Annotated in this window: 13 protein-coding genes; 4 read left to right on the top strand and 9 right to left on the bottom strand. The window is 43.5% G+C overall.

From position 1 onward, the window contains the following. Positions 1-62: 62 nt before the first annotated feature. Positions 63-998, bottom strand: a complete 936-nt coding sequence (ribF, locus tag R7Z47_RS14860; RefSeq protein ID WP_213886943.1) for a bifunctional riboflavin kinase/FAD synthetase — start codon at positions 996-998, stop codon at positions 63-65. Positions 999-1,067: 69 nt separating this feature from the next. Continuing rightward, complete coding sequence (murJ, locus tag R7Z47_RS14855; protein WP_005381936.1) at positions 1,068-2,630, bottom strand: murein biosynthesis integral membrane protein MurJ; 1,563 nt, start codon at positions 2,628-2,630, stop codon at positions 1,068-1,070. 305 nt (positions 2,631-2,935) lie between these two features. Between murJ and rpsT the strand changes: the two genes are divergently transcribed. Continuing rightward, positions 2,936-3,196: a 30S ribosomal protein S20 gene (gene rpsT, locus R7Z47_RS14850; RefSeq protein WP_005381938.1), complete on the top strand. Its 261-nt coding sequence runs from the start codon at positions 2,936-2,938 to the stop codon at positions 3,194-3,196. A gap of 304 nt (positions 3,197-3,500) precedes the next feature. On the opposite strand, the gene R7Z47_RS14845 is transcribed toward rpsT, so the two are convergent. Both R7Z47_RS14845 and nhaR read right to left on the bottom strand, forming a co-directional pair. Further along, complete coding sequence (locus R7Z47_RS14845; RefSeq protein ID WP_005381940.1) at positions 3,501-3,809, bottom strand: ArsR/SmtB family transcription factor; 309 nt, start codon at positions 3,807-3,809, stop codon at positions 3,501-3,503. Positions 3,810-4,097: 288 nt separating this feature from the next. Then, positions 4,098-4,988, bottom strand: a complete 891-nt coding sequence (gene nhaR / locus R7Z47_RS14840; RefSeq protein WP_005381942.1) for a transcriptional activator NhaR — start codon at positions 4,986-4,988, stop codon at positions 4,098-4,100. Positions 4,989-5,374: 386 nt separating this feature from the next. Between nhaR and R7Z47_RS14835 the strand changes: the two genes are divergently transcribed. Then, on the top strand, positions 5,375-6,520 hold the full coding sequence (locus R7Z47_RS14835) for a Na/Pi symporter (protein WP_025768431.1): 1,146 nt from the start codon (positions 5,375-5,377) through the stop codon (positions 6,518-6,520). A gap of 147 nt (positions 6,521-6,667) precedes the next feature. Continuing rightward, on the top strand, positions 6,668-7,810 hold the full coding sequence (locus R7Z47_RS14830; protein WP_151514422.1) for a flavohemoglobin expression-modulating QEGLA motif protein: 1,143 nt from the start codon (positions 6,668-6,670) through the stop codon (positions 7,808-7,810). A gap of 70 nt (positions 7,811-7,880) precedes the next feature. On the opposite strand, the gene R7Z47_RS14825 is transcribed toward R7Z47_RS14830, so the two are convergent. The 5 genes from R7Z47_RS14825 to rppH all read right to left on the bottom strand — a co-directional run bounded on the left by R7Z47_RS14825 (position 7,881) and on the right by rppH (position 13,219). After that, complete coding sequence (locus R7Z47_RS14825; protein WP_005381947.1) at positions 7,881-8,732, bottom strand: thymidylate synthase; 852 nt, start codon at positions 8,730-8,732, stop codon at positions 7,881-7,883. Positions 8,733-8,741: 9 nt separating this feature from the next. Beyond that, positions 8,742-9,563 carry a prolipoprotein diacylglyceryl transferase gene (gene lgt / locus R7Z47_RS14820; protein ID WP_005381948.1) on the bottom strand — a complete coding sequence of 274 codons (822 nt, stop codon included), beginning with the start codon at positions 9,561-9,563 and terminating at the stop codon, positions 8,742-8,744. Between the two features lie 87 nt (positions 9,564-9,650). Beyond that, the gene (locus R7Z47_RS14815; RefSeq protein ID WP_005381949.1) at positions 9,651-10,442 is read right to left on the bottom strand and encodes a sulfite exporter TauE/SafE family protein; all 792 of its coding nucleotides are present in this window, start codon (positions 10,440-10,442) and stop codon (positions 9,651-9,653) included. Between the two features lie 6 nt (positions 10,443-10,448). Continuing rightward, positions 10,449-12,695, bottom strand: coding sequence for a phosphoenolpyruvate--protein phosphotransferase (gene ptsP, locus R7Z47_RS14810; protein ID WP_262606815.1), 2,247 nt, complete (start codon positions 12,693-12,695; stop codon positions 10,449-10,451). Between the two features lie 2 nt (positions 12,696-12,697). Continuing rightward, positions 12,698-13,219, bottom strand: coding sequence for an RNA pyrophosphohydrolase (rppH, locus tag R7Z47_RS14805; RefSeq protein ID WP_005381953.1), 522 nt, complete (start codon positions 13,217-13,219; stop codon positions 12,698-12,700). Positions 13,220-13,838: 619 nt separating this feature from the next. Between rppH and mutH the strand changes: the two genes are divergently transcribed. Further along, complete coding sequence (gene mutH, locus R7Z47_RS14800) at positions 13,839-14,519, top strand: DNA mismatch repair endonuclease MutH (protein ID WP_005381770.1); 681 nt, start codon at positions 13,839-13,841, stop codon at positions 14,517-14,519. Positions 14,520-14,531 lie beyond the last annotated feature (12 nt).

Below are 14,531 nucleotides of genomic sequence, written 5' to 3'. Positions count from 1 at the left end.
ATTCTTAATTCCGTTATATTGGGCGAAAATTAGACATTATGTTGAACGGTGGAATAAACCGCTCAACGCTTAAGCTGACGCAGCCACACCCTTGCTGCTTCAGCATCCAATACGATTTGTTGTTTAAGTGCTTCAAACGACTCAAACTTTTGCTCATCTCGAAGTTTATGCAAAAGTTCCACTTCTAGTTGCTTGCCATATAAATTGGCATGAAAGTCGAATAAGTGCACTTCTAACTGTTGGCGAACACCATTGACGGTTGGTCTTTGACCAATATTAGCAACACCACCAACTGGCTTATTTCCTAAGCCAAGCGCTTGAACAACATAGACTCCGGAAACCGGAGAAACACAGCGTTTCAAAGGAATATTTGCAGTAGGGAACCCAATGGTTCGACCTAGCTTTCTTCCGTGAGAAACACGACCGCTGATGCTGTAGTTTCTTCCCAGCATCTGTTGCGCGGAATGCAAATCGTCACGCGCCAGCGCTTGACGGATAGCCGTACTGCTGACACGTAATTGTTGTAAACAAAAGCTCTGGGTACTTACGACATCAAAGCCGTATTTTTCCCCTGCTTCCTGCAGCATTGCAAAGTTACCTGTACGGCCTTTGCCAAAGCAGAAATCATCACCAACGACAAGAAACTTAACACCCAAACGCTCGACCAACAAGTCACGGATAAACTCTTCCGCGGTTAAACTTGCAAAATGGCGATTGAAATTGACACACAGTAAGCGGTCAATATCGAGCTTACTCAATTGCACGAACTTATCGCGTAATCGCGTCAACCTTGCAGGTGCCTTGTCTTTGGCAAACAGCTCCATCGGCTGAGGTTCAAAGGTCATCACAACAGAAGGCAAGGATAGCCTGTCCGCTTGCTCAGACACTTGCTGCAATACTTGTTGATGGCCTTTATGGACACCATCGAAATTGCCAATAGTCAGCACACAACCATGATGTCGCGGGTTGATATTGTGAATGCCTCTAATCAGTTCCATTGGATACTGCTTTCTGCCTCTGTTTTACTTTACACTGTGTGAAACTGACGGATTATATACTAATCACCCTCAGTCTGTCCCAGCTTTTAGGTCTTTTAAACGCGCACCAGTTAAAAATAGAACCACTAGGTAAACCACGGCTCCTAAACCGATCAACATCCCTAGCACCGCGCTTCGGTGAGCAAAGCTCCAGCCCAGCCATACTGACATATCTTCCAGTTGCCATAAGATTGCCGCAACCATCGCCGCGCCAGCAATAGCTAAACGTATAATAAAGAAGACGGTTCGCTTAGTGATTTGGTATACCTCTGCGATGTGCAGGCCACGATACAGCAGTGCCATATTCACAAATGCCGATAGTGCTGTCGCGATAGCCAAGCCAACGTAGCCATAGAAGTACGCAAAAATTGCATTAAATACCATGTTGGTCACCATCGCAATGATGCCGTATTTCACTGGCGTTTTGGTGTCTTGACGCGAGTAATACCCCGGAGCAAGCACTTTAATCAGCATAAAGTTCAACAAGCCTGAAGCGTAAGCAAAGAGTGACAATGATGCTTGATGTACGTCTTGTGGCGAAAACTCACCTCGCATGAATAACACCATCAACATAGGTTTTGCCAGTACCATCAAACCAAGCATTGCAGGAAGGCCAAGTAAGATCACCATGCGCACCCCCCAGTCCATGGTTTGTGCGAATCCTTCATTTTGTGCGTCAACATGTTTGCGTGATAATGCTGGTAAAATCACCGTTGCAATAGCAATACCAAACAGACCTAACGGGAATTCCAACAAGCGATCTGAATAGTACAACCAACTGATCGAACCGGTTTGCAGAAAGCTGGCAATAAAAGTATCAAACAACAAGTTGATTTGGCTTACCGACACACCGAACAAAGCAGGAATCATTAAGGTTCGGATCTTCACCACGCCCGGATCGCGCCAGCCCCATTTCGGCTTAACCATAACCCCCGCTTTAATAAGGAAAGGGATTTGAAATAAGAACTGAACCAAACCACCAAGGAAAACACCGATGGCAAGACCAATCTCTGGCTGTGACATCTGCGGCGAGATAAACCATGCTGCCAAAATGATCATTACGTTGAGGAAGACGGGAGTAAACGAAGAAACCGCAAACTTACCTAGTGTATTGAGAATGGCTCCCGATAGGGCAACAAAAGTGATGAACCATAAATAAGGAAAGGTAATCTTGAGCATCACGCTAGCAAGTTCGAACTTCTCAGCCGCGGGACCACCATGCATCCAGTCTAGGAACCAACCAAAACCAAACAGTGCAGTCACCACACCGGAACCTAGAACACCTAAGATGGTAACAATTGAGACTATCACCCCCAATGTGCCCGCTGCACGAGCAATGAGCTCCCGAGTTTTATCCATGTCGCCTTGAGCATGGCTTTCCGTTAAAACAGGTACAAACGCTTGGGAAAAAGCACCTTCAGCAAACAAACGTCGTAAAAAATTAGGAATTTTATTGGCGAAGAAAAAGACGTCTGCGCTTGCTCCTGCCCCCATTAAATTTGCCACTACAACATCACGAACTAGGCCAAGAACGCGGGAAATAAATGTCATAGCACTGACGATCATGCCAGACTTGAGTAGTCGTTTACTCACTGTAACCTCGGAATATCACCATAAGACAGCTAACCCTATACTGTTTCTCTGACAGGTGCTGTAAATAGACGTCAAAAATCTATCCGCGGGTTGTAAGGAATAAGTGTGCCTTTCGCGGATAATTATTAGCATTGGTATAAAAATGCTGTTAGAATCCCCGCCATCTTAACCGCGATAACCTCTCTTACCAAAATTTGTTTTGGCTTAGATCGGTTTTTGCACAAATCATTTGACATTTAAGCGCAAATGAGGGATATTCCTCGCCCTTAAATTGTCACAGAACTAAGTTTTTGGGAGTTAGACCCTTGGCAAATAGTAAATCTGCTAAGAAGCGCGCTATCCAAGCTGAGAAACGTCGTCAGCACAATGCTAGCCGTCGCTCAATGATGCGTACTTACATGAAGAAAACTGTTGCTGCTATCGAAGCAGGCGACAAAGAAGCTGCAACTGCTGCATTCGCTGTAGTTACACCTATCCTAGACCGCATGGCAACTAAAGGCCTTATTCACAAGAATAAAGCAGCTCGCCATAAGTCTCGTTTCGCTGCACAAATCAAAGCTCTTTAATAGAGTCCTGATTTTACAGTGAAGAAAAAACCGACCTTGTGTCGGTTTTTTTATATCTACAAAATTTTCTTAATAAAAAAAGCTGGCAATGCCAGCTTTTCTTTTTCTGAATGTCCCATTTAAAGACATCAGCTTATTCATTACCCATATAACGCTCATACTAGAAAGCACTAATAAAACACTTGAGAACAAAGCAAATTGGTCGATGAGTAGTACCCTATCATCAAAAGTTTAACGCCACTCTCAAATATTCCAACAAGTTAGATTCACACTCTAAGATGAGCAGTATATTAGGACTATTTAATTAATGTTGAGCACTCTCAGCACAATAAAGACTATGCAGTGTTTTTATTAACGCTTTCACTTCATCACTCTTTAATGTGTAGTACACCGTCTGTGCTTCTTTCCTTGTCGTGACTAACTCATCACGGCGAAGCCAAGCAAGATGCTGAGATAATGCCGACTGGCTTAGCTCTAACTTTGCACACAGCTCTCCCACGGACAGCTCTTGGTTATGCAGCATACAAAGGATTTGTAGGCGTCTCTCGTTTGCCATCGCTTTGAGCAACACGACGGCTTTTGCGGAGTTCTGCTCCATTTCTTGTAGATTCATGTGTTGGACCTCTAGCTACAACTTACTTATTCCAACCCTGGCCAGCTTGTTGTGTTGCACTGATTTATATATCTAAGAAAATCAAGATACACTTCCAGAGTCTTCATTATTAGAACCTCTAATTTAGTTGTTAGTGATACACCAATATTATCCACCAAGGATTTTAATTGGTGCGCCATCAATAATTAATAGTTTTGCTCACTAAAACAAGTATCTTGCTTACTTAGATATTATTTAGAATTATATTTTTATTGATAGTAATCTATTTATTTACGCAACGATACGGGTTTACTCAAACATTTGACTGAAATCAGCATCACAAACATTTTTTACCGCGGGGTGTTGGATCATTCGTTCCGCAAAAATCACGTAGTACTCTTCTTTTAGCCCATCGACATGGCCAATTAGCTGTAAATTTCGGTCGTCTTCAATCTCCGACATGTATACGGTCGGTGCCAAGAAAATCACATCGTCGTGGTACCGAGCAAAAGCTTTCATCAACGCAACATCATCAAACTCCCCTAGCACATTGGGTTGAAGGCCTTGACGATCAAACCATTGAATAACTTTACGCCCCATAGCCGTTCGGCTCGCGGGAATCAGAAGTTTTTTTTGTTCCAAGATCTCAGGGAATCGCACATTTTCAATTTCAGAAGAAGCAAAAAAGCTCATGCTACTTTCACCCAACTTTTTGCTATAAAGGCCAGGACTTTGAGTAGAATCAACGGGACAATCCGAAAGGATCATATCTAGCTTGTGCTGAGAAAGGCGTTCAAGTAGCAGTTCGTGGGTCGATTCATAACAGCGTAAATGAATACTGTTATCTTCCGGGACGGTCGTCATCAGTACTTTACTGACCAAGCGTTTAGATAATGCATCGGCTACACCAACTTCAAATAGAATGTTCGAGTGCTGGCTGTAATTGACGATATCTAACATCTCATAGCTCAAACCGAACATCCGGTCGGCGTACTTAAACACAAGCTGACCTAACTCAGTGGGCTCAACTGTACGACCATTGCGCTTGGTTAACTTTCCTTTCATGCGCTCTTCAAGCGCTTTAATCTGTCCTGTCACGGTTTGCGGTGTCAGGAAGAGCGCGTCAGCCGCCTTAGTTACAGAGCCCTGTTTGCACACCATCCAGAAATAATAGAGATGGTTGTAGTTTAGATGTGACATGATCGAGTCCCGAAAAGAAAGTGATACTTTTTATACCAAATGTGACAGAGACAAACAATAAACTCGACAAAACCATACAATACCTTACAAAAGCATAAGTTTTACCGAAAGTATAAAGTCAATACTGTCATAAAAGTTGAACTGAGGCGCATTTTCTCTACAAAAAAAACGCAAAAACCAAACAAAACGAAACCAAAATTTAGCCATTAAAATCAACAAGTTAAAAATTAATTTTCTTCCTCTTTTACGCCATTATCAAAAAGAACAATAAAAATCTCTCACAGCAAGAAATCTGTAATATTACTGAAATATTTGTTCTCTAACATCGCCCGCAGATTCAACTACAGACCGAAAAATGAACTGAAAGGTCAACGGAGAAAATTATGATGAACCAAGCTACTTCAACAGTGGCACCAATTTCGAGCACAGCTCGTTGGTTACGCTGGGCTAACTTGGCATTCATGTTATATCTGCTTCTTCTAGCAGTATCTATGGTTGGTAGTGGCTTTAAATGGGCAACTGGCGATCAAGCTAAGGTGCTATTTGAATTTGCCGCACACCCAGTTGCAGGTCTAATGATCGGCTTGGTGGCAACAGCCTTAATTCAGTCTTCAAGTACTGTAACGTCTATTATTGTAGGCTTGGTTGCAGGTGGCTTACCTGTAGAAACCGCTATCCCTATGGTGATGGGTGCTAACATTGGTACCACAGTGACCAATACGCTTGTGTCTCTTGGCCACGTGCGCTGTAAAGAAGAGTTCAAACGTGCATTTGCAAGTGCAACCATTCACGACTTCTTCAACTTGCTTGCTGTCGCTATTTTCCTTCCGTTGGAAATGATGTTCGGCATTTTAGAGAAAGTTTCTCACTGGCTTGTTTCTCCACTGCTTGCTACTGGTGATATGAGCATTAAGGGCTTCAACTTTATTAAACCAATTACAAAGCCAGTCGTAGGCGCAATTAAAGAGCCACTTTCTACCTTCGGTGATACTGTTGGCGGCGTCATGCTTATTGCTTTGGGTATTGCGACTATCTTCGTTGCAATCACAGTGATGGGTAAATTAATGAAGAGCCTAATGGTTGGTCGCGCACGTGAAATTTTGAAAAACGCCATCGGTCGTGGTCCTATTCACGGCATCGTATCAGGCTCAATCGTGACCGTTCTAGTGCAATCTTCCTCAACCACGACAAGTTTAATGGTTCCGTTGGTTGGTACTGGCGTGTTGAAAGTACGAGATATCTACCCTTTCACACTGGGTGCTAACATAGGTACTTGTATTACGGCACTACTAGCAGCGACAGCGGTATCTGGAGAGTTCGCAGTATTCGCACTACAAATCGCTCTAGTCCACTTAGTATTTAACATCATGGCGACGCTGTTTATCTTTGGAATTCCATTCCTACGTGAGATTCCGGTTAAAGGCGCTGAGATGATTTCTGAAATGGCTATTAAGAATAAAGCAGTTGTTGGTGGTTACCTAATGTCAGTATTCGTTATTCTACCAGGTGCAATTCTAGCCCTAACAACGTAACAACAACGACATACCATCGCTTATTGTTTAGGCTCCACATCGTGGAGCCTTTTTTATGATAATTAAACTGTTCAAATCGATTGTCCGGTGATAATTTGAGCCACATCAGCATGCTTATGCTGAGCTATCTCATTTGGAGTCGACAACATGATGCAGCTTAATGACGCTATTTCTGATCAGCTACTCGCAATAGACGAAAACCTAACCCAACTGGTTGCTGATATTGATATCCTAAGTAGCGTGAATCCTCTTAATTATGCTCAAGAAAGAGAACGTTTCATTAAAAACAAATATTCTCAAGAGCCTAATTTTCAATATTCAATTACTAACGTAGATACCCACAGTGCAAAGCGACGTCTATATGAGCTACCTCTAGAAAACATTCAAGACACCCAATTGCAAAGGCTGTACGCGGACGTAATTCAGTCTTATGCAGATAAACTGGATCAAGTGAATACCATCGGCACGCAAGAGTTTCTTTATAACTCCTTACGCTATTATGGGGAACCGAGCGCCAAAGATATTGCCAACGCCCATTTCATATTGCACCTTCCTACAGAAGAAGAAAAAGAACCTCAGCACGATAGCCGTGCAATAGCACGTTTCATGCAAAATTTTGCTCAACGCAATGGGTATGCATGTGAAATACAGGTGTTGGACGGGATGTTAGCAAACGCACTAGTTTCAGGGTCTCGAGTCAAAATTAACCACGCGGCGTACATCACCACTGATGAGCTGGAGGCTCTTGCACATCATGAAATGGGAGTACATCTCCTGACTACGCTTAACGGTCGTCAACAACCGCTAAAAGTCCTGAGCTTAGGTTGTCCTGCCAATACCAACACTCAAGAAGGGCTGGCTATATTATGTGAGTATCTGTCAGGACATTTCAGTATCAAGCGCCTAAGAACCTTAGCCTTACGAGTTCTGGCAGTAGAGTCGATGATCAAGGATCGCGATTTCCGCCATACGTTCATGCTATTAAAAGAACAGTATAAAGCTTCTGATCTTCAAGCATTTACAACGACTGCCCGAGTGTATCGAGGTGGAGGTTTAACGAAGGATTACTTGTATCTTAGAGGATTCCGAGAGGTGCTCAATGCCTATGATAAATTGGGCGATGACTTTTCACTATTGTTGTGCGGGAAAACGGAGCTGAAGTACTTTGAGCTTATCCGTTCATTAGTGAGTAAAGAAATATTCACTCAACCTAAGTTTATTAGCCCCGCACTGTCCAAACCGATGCAGACCAACCCAATTCACCGTTATATTGTCAGTGCACTAAAATAATACCTTCTAAGTACAAAAAAGAAAAAAGCTCCATTCGGAGCTTTTTCTATATCTTGAAGAACGATACTCGTTACACTGAGAATGGGTAACGAATAGGATCGTGATGCTCGTACCCTTCAACCCAAAAGTCATCCAGTGTGACCCATGTTTCCAAATCTTCTAGAGATTTAATCTCTGGGTTGATATGGAACGTCGGCGCTTTTAATGGCTCACGCTTCAACTGAACATCGCGCATCAGTTCAAGCTGGTCTTCATAAATGTGAGCATTCACAATCTTATGAAATGCCTGACCAGGTTTCTTGCCCGTAATTTGCGCCATAATCGCCAAGAACACGTAAACTTGAACCATATTGAAGTTTAAGCCAAGCGGTACATCACACGAACGCTGAGTACTATTCAGGTAAAGCGTATCATCCAGCAATGAAAAATGGTGACTGTACATACAAGGACGCAAGCACCCCATGTGGAACTCACCCGGGTTGTAGAAGTTCAAGATTTCACCGCGGTCATCAACACCACGCGTTAAGTCATCCACTATCTTACGTAGCTGGTCAACATGACCACCATCAGGTTTCGCCCAGGCGCGCCCTTGAACCCCATAGACACGGCCCATGTCGTCTTCACCTTTACGGTATGGGTTATTCAACCAGGCATCATTTAGGTTGGCATTGGCATCCCAGGTTTTCGTGCCCAGCTTACGAAAATCTTCCGCATTATCGTAACCGCGAATATACCCTAATAGCTCTGCAACGGCCGCTTTCCAAAAACTTTTACGTGTGGTGACCAACGGAAATTGATTGTTCGCAACATCGTAGGTTAAATCCGCGTTGATTACGGTCAGGCAGCGCTTGCCTGTACGCTCATTTTCAACCCAAACACCTTGGTCAACGATGCGTTGACACAAATCTAAATACTGTTTCACACCAATACCTTACTTCGTCTTTTGTGGTAATTCGTCTTTGTAATGACCACGTTTGTATGCCCAAACCATCATGAGGACACCGATAACCACCATTGGCAGGGATAAAATCTGTCCCATGGAAATAAAGCCACCGAATAAACCCAAATGAGCGTCTGGTTCGCGCACGTACTCAACTAAGAAGCGGAATGTACCATATCCAGCTAAAAATAGCCCTGAAACAGAACCTAGAGGACGAGGTTTCTTGATGAACCAATTCAAGATGAAGAAAAGTACGATACCTTCAAGCGCCATTTCATAAAGCTGTGATGGATGACGTGGCAGTGGACCGCCATTTGGGAAAACGATCGCCCAAGGCACATCCGTTACTCGGCCCCACAACTCGCTGTTCATGAAGTTACCTAAACGCCCCATACCCAAACCAAATGGCACAAGCGGCGCGATAAAGTCAGCAACACCGAAGAAAGTTCGCCCGTTTTTGTGTGCATACCAGAACATCGCAGTAATCACACCCAGTAAGCCCCCGTGGAAAGACATACCACCGGTCCACACTTTAAATAGATACAAAGGGTCAGCCAGGAAGAGCTCAAAATTGTAGAAAAGCACGTAGCCTACACGGCCACCAATCACCACGCCAAGGAAGCCTGCGAACAACAAATCAGAAACCTGCTCTCGTGTCCAACCACTTCCAGGCTTATCTGCACGTCGGTTCGCTAACCATAGAGCAAACATAAAGCCCACAAGGTACATCAAACCGTACCAACGAACCGAAACAGGACCAATAGAGATTAAAACCGGATCAATATTGGGAAATTCAATATATCCCTGAGACATAAATCATTCTCTTCTTATCACAACAAAATAAATATACCCAAGTAACCTCTAGATGCTTGGTTCAGCGAGAATGACTTGGGTACAAACTTAGAGCAGCATGGTCGCTGCAACAAACATTAAGAACACCGCGAATATCTTTTTTAATACCGCAGTTGGAAGGCTAGTTGCGAGCTTCGCACCCACTTTTGTTGTGAGCATCGAGGCCATAGCAATCGCTAATAAAGCGGGAAGATAAACATAGCCAATACTGTATGAAGGTAAGCCTTCCACTTTATAGCCATGTAAGATGAAGCCGATCATACCAGAAATAGCAATCACGCAACCACAAACGGAGGATGAGCCCACCGCTTTACGCATCTCTATCCCATGTTTATTTAAAAATGGTACCGACAGTGAGCCACCACCAATACCAGCAAGGCTTGATACGACACCAATTCCCGTGCCGTAAACTACAGTCACAGGGCTGCTCGGCATAGGTTTACTGCTCGTAACTTTAATGGAACGAAACATTTGTACTGACAGGCAAAGAACAATGACACCAAACACTTTCGGCAAATAGTGTGTAGGGATCCACTCAGCAATATTGGCACCAACAAAGCCACCAATGACCACACCAGGCATCAACCATTTTACGACAAACATATCGACATTGCCGAGCTTAAGGTGATTCATCGCCGATGAGCCAGACGTGACAATAATACTCGCTAACGAAGTGGCTAAGGCCATGTGCATACTCATTTCTGGAGAGATCCCAGCAAGAGGAAGCAAATACAACAAGGCAGGAACAACAATCAAACCACCACCGATACCGAGTAACCCCGCCATCACACCCACAAAAGCGCCTAGCGCCAACAATAACAAAAATAAAGAGACGGTCACGATTTCCTACTTTTTACCTGCACGGATAAAGCCCGCAAAGCCCTGTTGAATGAAGAAGTCATGCATCATTTGATGAATGTCCTCCCCATAGGACTTTGTCATTGCTTGCTCCGCTAATTTTTCTAATTCTTCTTGTTGACTATGACGAATCAAATATTTCACCTTAGCCACGTTGGAGGTGTTCATACTCAAACTGGTATACCCTAACCCAAGTAAGAGAAGAGCGCCAAATGGATCACCCGCTAGCTCACCACAAATACACACGGGCACCTGATATTTATCACACACCTCATGGATTTGCTTAAGCGCTAACAGTACCGCAGGATGCATAGATTCATAGACATCCGCTACGCGCGAATTGTTCCTATCTACCGCTAATAAATACTGAGTTAAATCGTTTGTCCCGACAGAAACAAAATCAACACGGTGAGCAATCGTTGGCAACAGATACACCATCGATGGTACTTCAATCATGACCCCAATTTGTGGGAATTGAATTCTATCATCAAGCAAAACGGCTTCGCTGTGAGCTTGATTAATCAAGCTAATGGCATCGTCTAGCTCTTTTACCCCTGACACCATTGGCAATAAGATACTTAAGTTTCCGCTTTCTGCACTCGCTCTTAACATTGCACGCAGCTGGATCAAGAAAATGTCTGGATGATCCAATGTAAAACGAATGCCACGCCAGCCTAGAAACGGATTATCTTCTTCGATGGGCAAATACGGCAAAGGTTTGTCACCACCAATATCCAAAGTACGCATCACTACTCGTTGATTCGGATAGCTGTTAAGTATTGCTTGGTATTGATGATACTGCTCATCTTCCGAAGGAAAGTGATGCTGAAGTAAAAATGCAATCTCAGTTCGGTACAACCCAACACCATCAACACCTGTGTTGATGGCAATATTACTGTCTGCACTGAGTCCCGCATTCAGCATAATTTCGATATGGTGATTATCTTGCGTAACCGCAGGGAGTGCGAGGTCCTTGTTTACCATGGCAAACAATTCAGACTCTTCGATTACTAAGCTGCGATACTCTCGCAACAACTGGCGGTTTGGCTCTAAGAAGATCTCACCCGTATAGCCGTCGACTATCCCGAGTTTGCCATTCACCACATCCGGATTAATGTTGGCGCCCATGACTGCAGGGACCCCAAGAGCTCGAGATAAAATGGCAGCGTGAGAGTTTGCGCCTCCCTCTAATGATACGACGGCTAACAAGAACTCTTTAGGTACAGAAGCGAGCAAGGTGGCAGTGAGTTCATTCGCCACCAAAATAATGGGACGATCAATTGCAGAATTTTCTTGCTCGCTGTTGTGCAGAAAATAGAGCAGCCTTTGCCCTAACTCTCGGATATCTTGCGCTCTTTCACGCATGTATACATCCGACATTCTGGCAAATCGATTCGAGTATGACTCTACAACTTGGCGTAACGCCCAGTCTGCCCTGTCTCCTTTTTCAATCTGCTTCTTCAAATCACCGCGAAGCATCGGATCATTCAGTAAGTGAGTAAACAGATCGAAGATCGCCAGAGCATCTTTGTTGATTTCACTGTCCAGTTTTTTCCGCATACGGCGAAAGTCATTTAACGCTCGCTCTATGGCCACCAGTAGTGTCTCGTGCTCGCGTTCCTTATCTAACGTGGACGAAGGGAAAATATCCGATAAACTCGGCTGGGTATTGTCGAACCAAAACTCTCCAATCGCGACACCAGTAGACGCAGGCAAACCTTTTAATACCGTGGGTTTAGATGCTAACTGCCAATGCCCAAGATTCTGCGCATGTGCAATGAGCACCGCTAACTGAGCGGATAAAGTAACAAGAAACGATTCTTCCATTTCACTAAACAAGCGCGGCGTTTTTTGTTGGATCACCAACACACCTAAAACTTGTTTACGATGAATGATTGGAGTAGCTAAAAAAGAGTGGTAAATCTGTTCGCCGAGTTGAGGAAAGAATTTGAACTCGGGGTGTTTTGAGGCTTCGGCAAGGTTAAGGGGTTCAGCGCTTCGTTTTACCAACCCAACCAAGCCTTCATTGAAGTTGATATGAATACTATCACCTTCAAAAATAAGGCCTTGAGTTGCCATTAACTCAAGGCGCTGCATTTCTTCATTAGCAAGATAGATAGTACAGCACTCAGTACTAAGGGCAGCACAAGTCTCTTTCACCAATATATCGAGTGCCAGATGCACATCATCGACCCTGGAGACTTTCTCAACTATTTCCCTTAGCTGACTGAGCATGATTATCCTCTACGTTGCTTTTTTCTTTTCCCTTTCGCTTTTCTCTCTCGAAAAGGCATGGCTAAGGATGCAAATTCTTTCATCGCTCGTCGATAAACATCTCGCTTGAAAGAAACAACTTGCCTAACTGGATACCAGTAACTTACCCAGCGCCAACCATCAAATTCAGGGGATTTTCCGCGTTGCATATTAATGCGAGACTCATCGCATTCTAATCTCAGCAGAAACCATTTCTGTTTTTGGCCGATACAAACAGGCTTGGAGTCCCAACGCACCAATCGCTTTGGTAGCTTATATCTTAACCAATGACGACTTGTTGCAATGATCTTAACGTCTTTTTTCGTTAAACCGACTTCTTCGTATAACTCCCTGAACATGGCTTGTTCAGGGGTTTCACCTTCGTCAATCCCACCTTGTGGAAATTGCCATGAGTGTTGCCCGTATCGTTTAGCCCAGAAGACCTGACCATGGTTATTACATATCACAATACCAACATTAAGTCGGTAACCATCGCCATCTATCACTGGCTAACCTCTATGAATAAATTTTTTATTACCGTGATTTTTCCACATATCCCCATTACTAGCAAACTTACTGATGTGATATGAGCAAGATTTATTACCTTTTCACCATTTTTGGATATCTTTTAATCAAACCATACCTTATCAACACAAGAGTGAGACATTGCCCACATTTATTCACCTTTTCTGTGAATAACTTTGTGAAGAATTCAATTCAAATGAGTAATTCAGTTCAATCCCATCAAAAGCAAAACAAATGAAGAAACAAAAAAACAAACATAAAATATTGATAAAAAAGCATTTATTTTTAAAAATAACGATAATTCGATCTTCAGTTTCTTGATGATCTTTTCACCAAACTCAGATCGGTCAAAGATCCACCAACAGGCTATTTATCCACACTCACCTGCTATTCGTTTAGATGATTACAACAAAATCAACCCCAAAAATGCATTTTAACCCCTGTTTATTCATACAGACCTCGTCAGGATCTTATCAATACCTCCTCCACCTGTGGATAAGTTATGAATTGATCGTTCTTACACCGCCTCGGTGAAATCTTAAACAGTAGATTTGGTCGGAGTTTGATAAACTATATTTTTTGTAATACCACCTTGTAACTATGAAACCAGAACCACAAACAGAAGCAGAGCTATTGGAACGAGCGCATGATATGGCAGGACTCAGTTTTGCTGAGTTGGCCGCCGAGGCGAATATGATTGTTCCTGAAAACTTAAAACGTGATAAAGGTTGGGTGGGTCAATTACTCGAATGGCACTTGGGCGCTCCAGCTGGCAGTAAACCTCAACAAGATTTCGCAAAACTAGGGATCGAGTTGAAAAGTATTCCGATCAGTTACTCTGGCAAACCTTTAGAAACAACCTTTGTTTCTGTGGCGCCCCTCACTGGCGTTCATGGTCTTACATGGGAAACAAGTCATGTTCGAAACAAGCTATCTCGTGTCCTTTGGGTACCCGTAGAAGGAGAACGAGAAATCCCACTCCCTGAAAGACGTGTGGGCAGTCCACTCATTTGGTCACCAGATGAAGAAGAAGAGCGGATTTTGCGAAATGACTGGGAAGAGTTAATGGAGATGATCGTCTTGGGAAGATTTGATCAAATTTCCGCCAGACACGGAGAAGCGCTGCATCTTCGCCCTAAAGCCGCAAATGCAAAAGCGCTCACCGAAGCATACAACTCAAATGGTAAGCCGATGAAAACTCTGCCCCGAGGCTTTTACCTTAGAACACAGTTTACTGAACAGATCTTACTCAAGCACTACATTAACACTCAACCAGAATAAAACTATATCAGC

The sequence above is a fragment of the Vibrio sp. 1641 genome (assembly GCF_033339995.1).
Lineage (GTDB): Bacteria > Pseudomonadota > Gammaproteobacteria > Enterobacterales > Vibrionaceae > Vibrio > Vibrio alginolyticus.
Note: the sequence above shows the minus strand (reverse complement) of the source record. Positions and strands in the feature narration are given on the sequence as shown.

Coding starts and splice junctions, on each gene's coding strand:
- nhaR (WP_005381942.1), bottom strand. CDS start 4,988: ATGTCACATCTAAACTACAACCATCTCTATTATTTCTGGATGGTGTGC.
- R7Z47_RS14830 (WP_151514422.1), top strand. CDS start 6,668: ATGATGCAGCTTAATGACGCTATTTCTGATCAGCTACTCGCAATAGAC.
- ribF (WP_213886943.1), bottom strand. CDS start 998: ATGGAACTGATTAGAGGCATTCACAATATCAACCCGCGACATCATGGT.
- mutH (WP_005381770.1), top strand. CDS start 13,839: ATGAAACCAGAACCACAAACAGAAGCAGAGCTATTGGAACGAGCGCAT.
- ptsP (WP_262606815.1), bottom strand. CDS start 12,695: ATGCTCAGTCAGCTAAGGGAAATAGTTGAGAAAGTCTCCAGGGTCGAT.
- R7Z47_RS14835 (WP_025768431.1), top strand. CDS start 5,375: ATGAACCAAGCTACTTCAACAGTGGCACCAATTTCGAGCACAGCTCGT.
- R7Z47_RS14845 (WP_005381940.1), bottom strand. CDS start 3,809: ATGAATCTACAAGAAATGGAGCAGAACTCCGCAAAAGCCGTCGTGTTG.
- lgt (WP_005381948.1), bottom strand. CDS start 9,563: ATGTCTCAGGGATATATTGAATTTCCCAATATTGATCCGGTTTTAATC.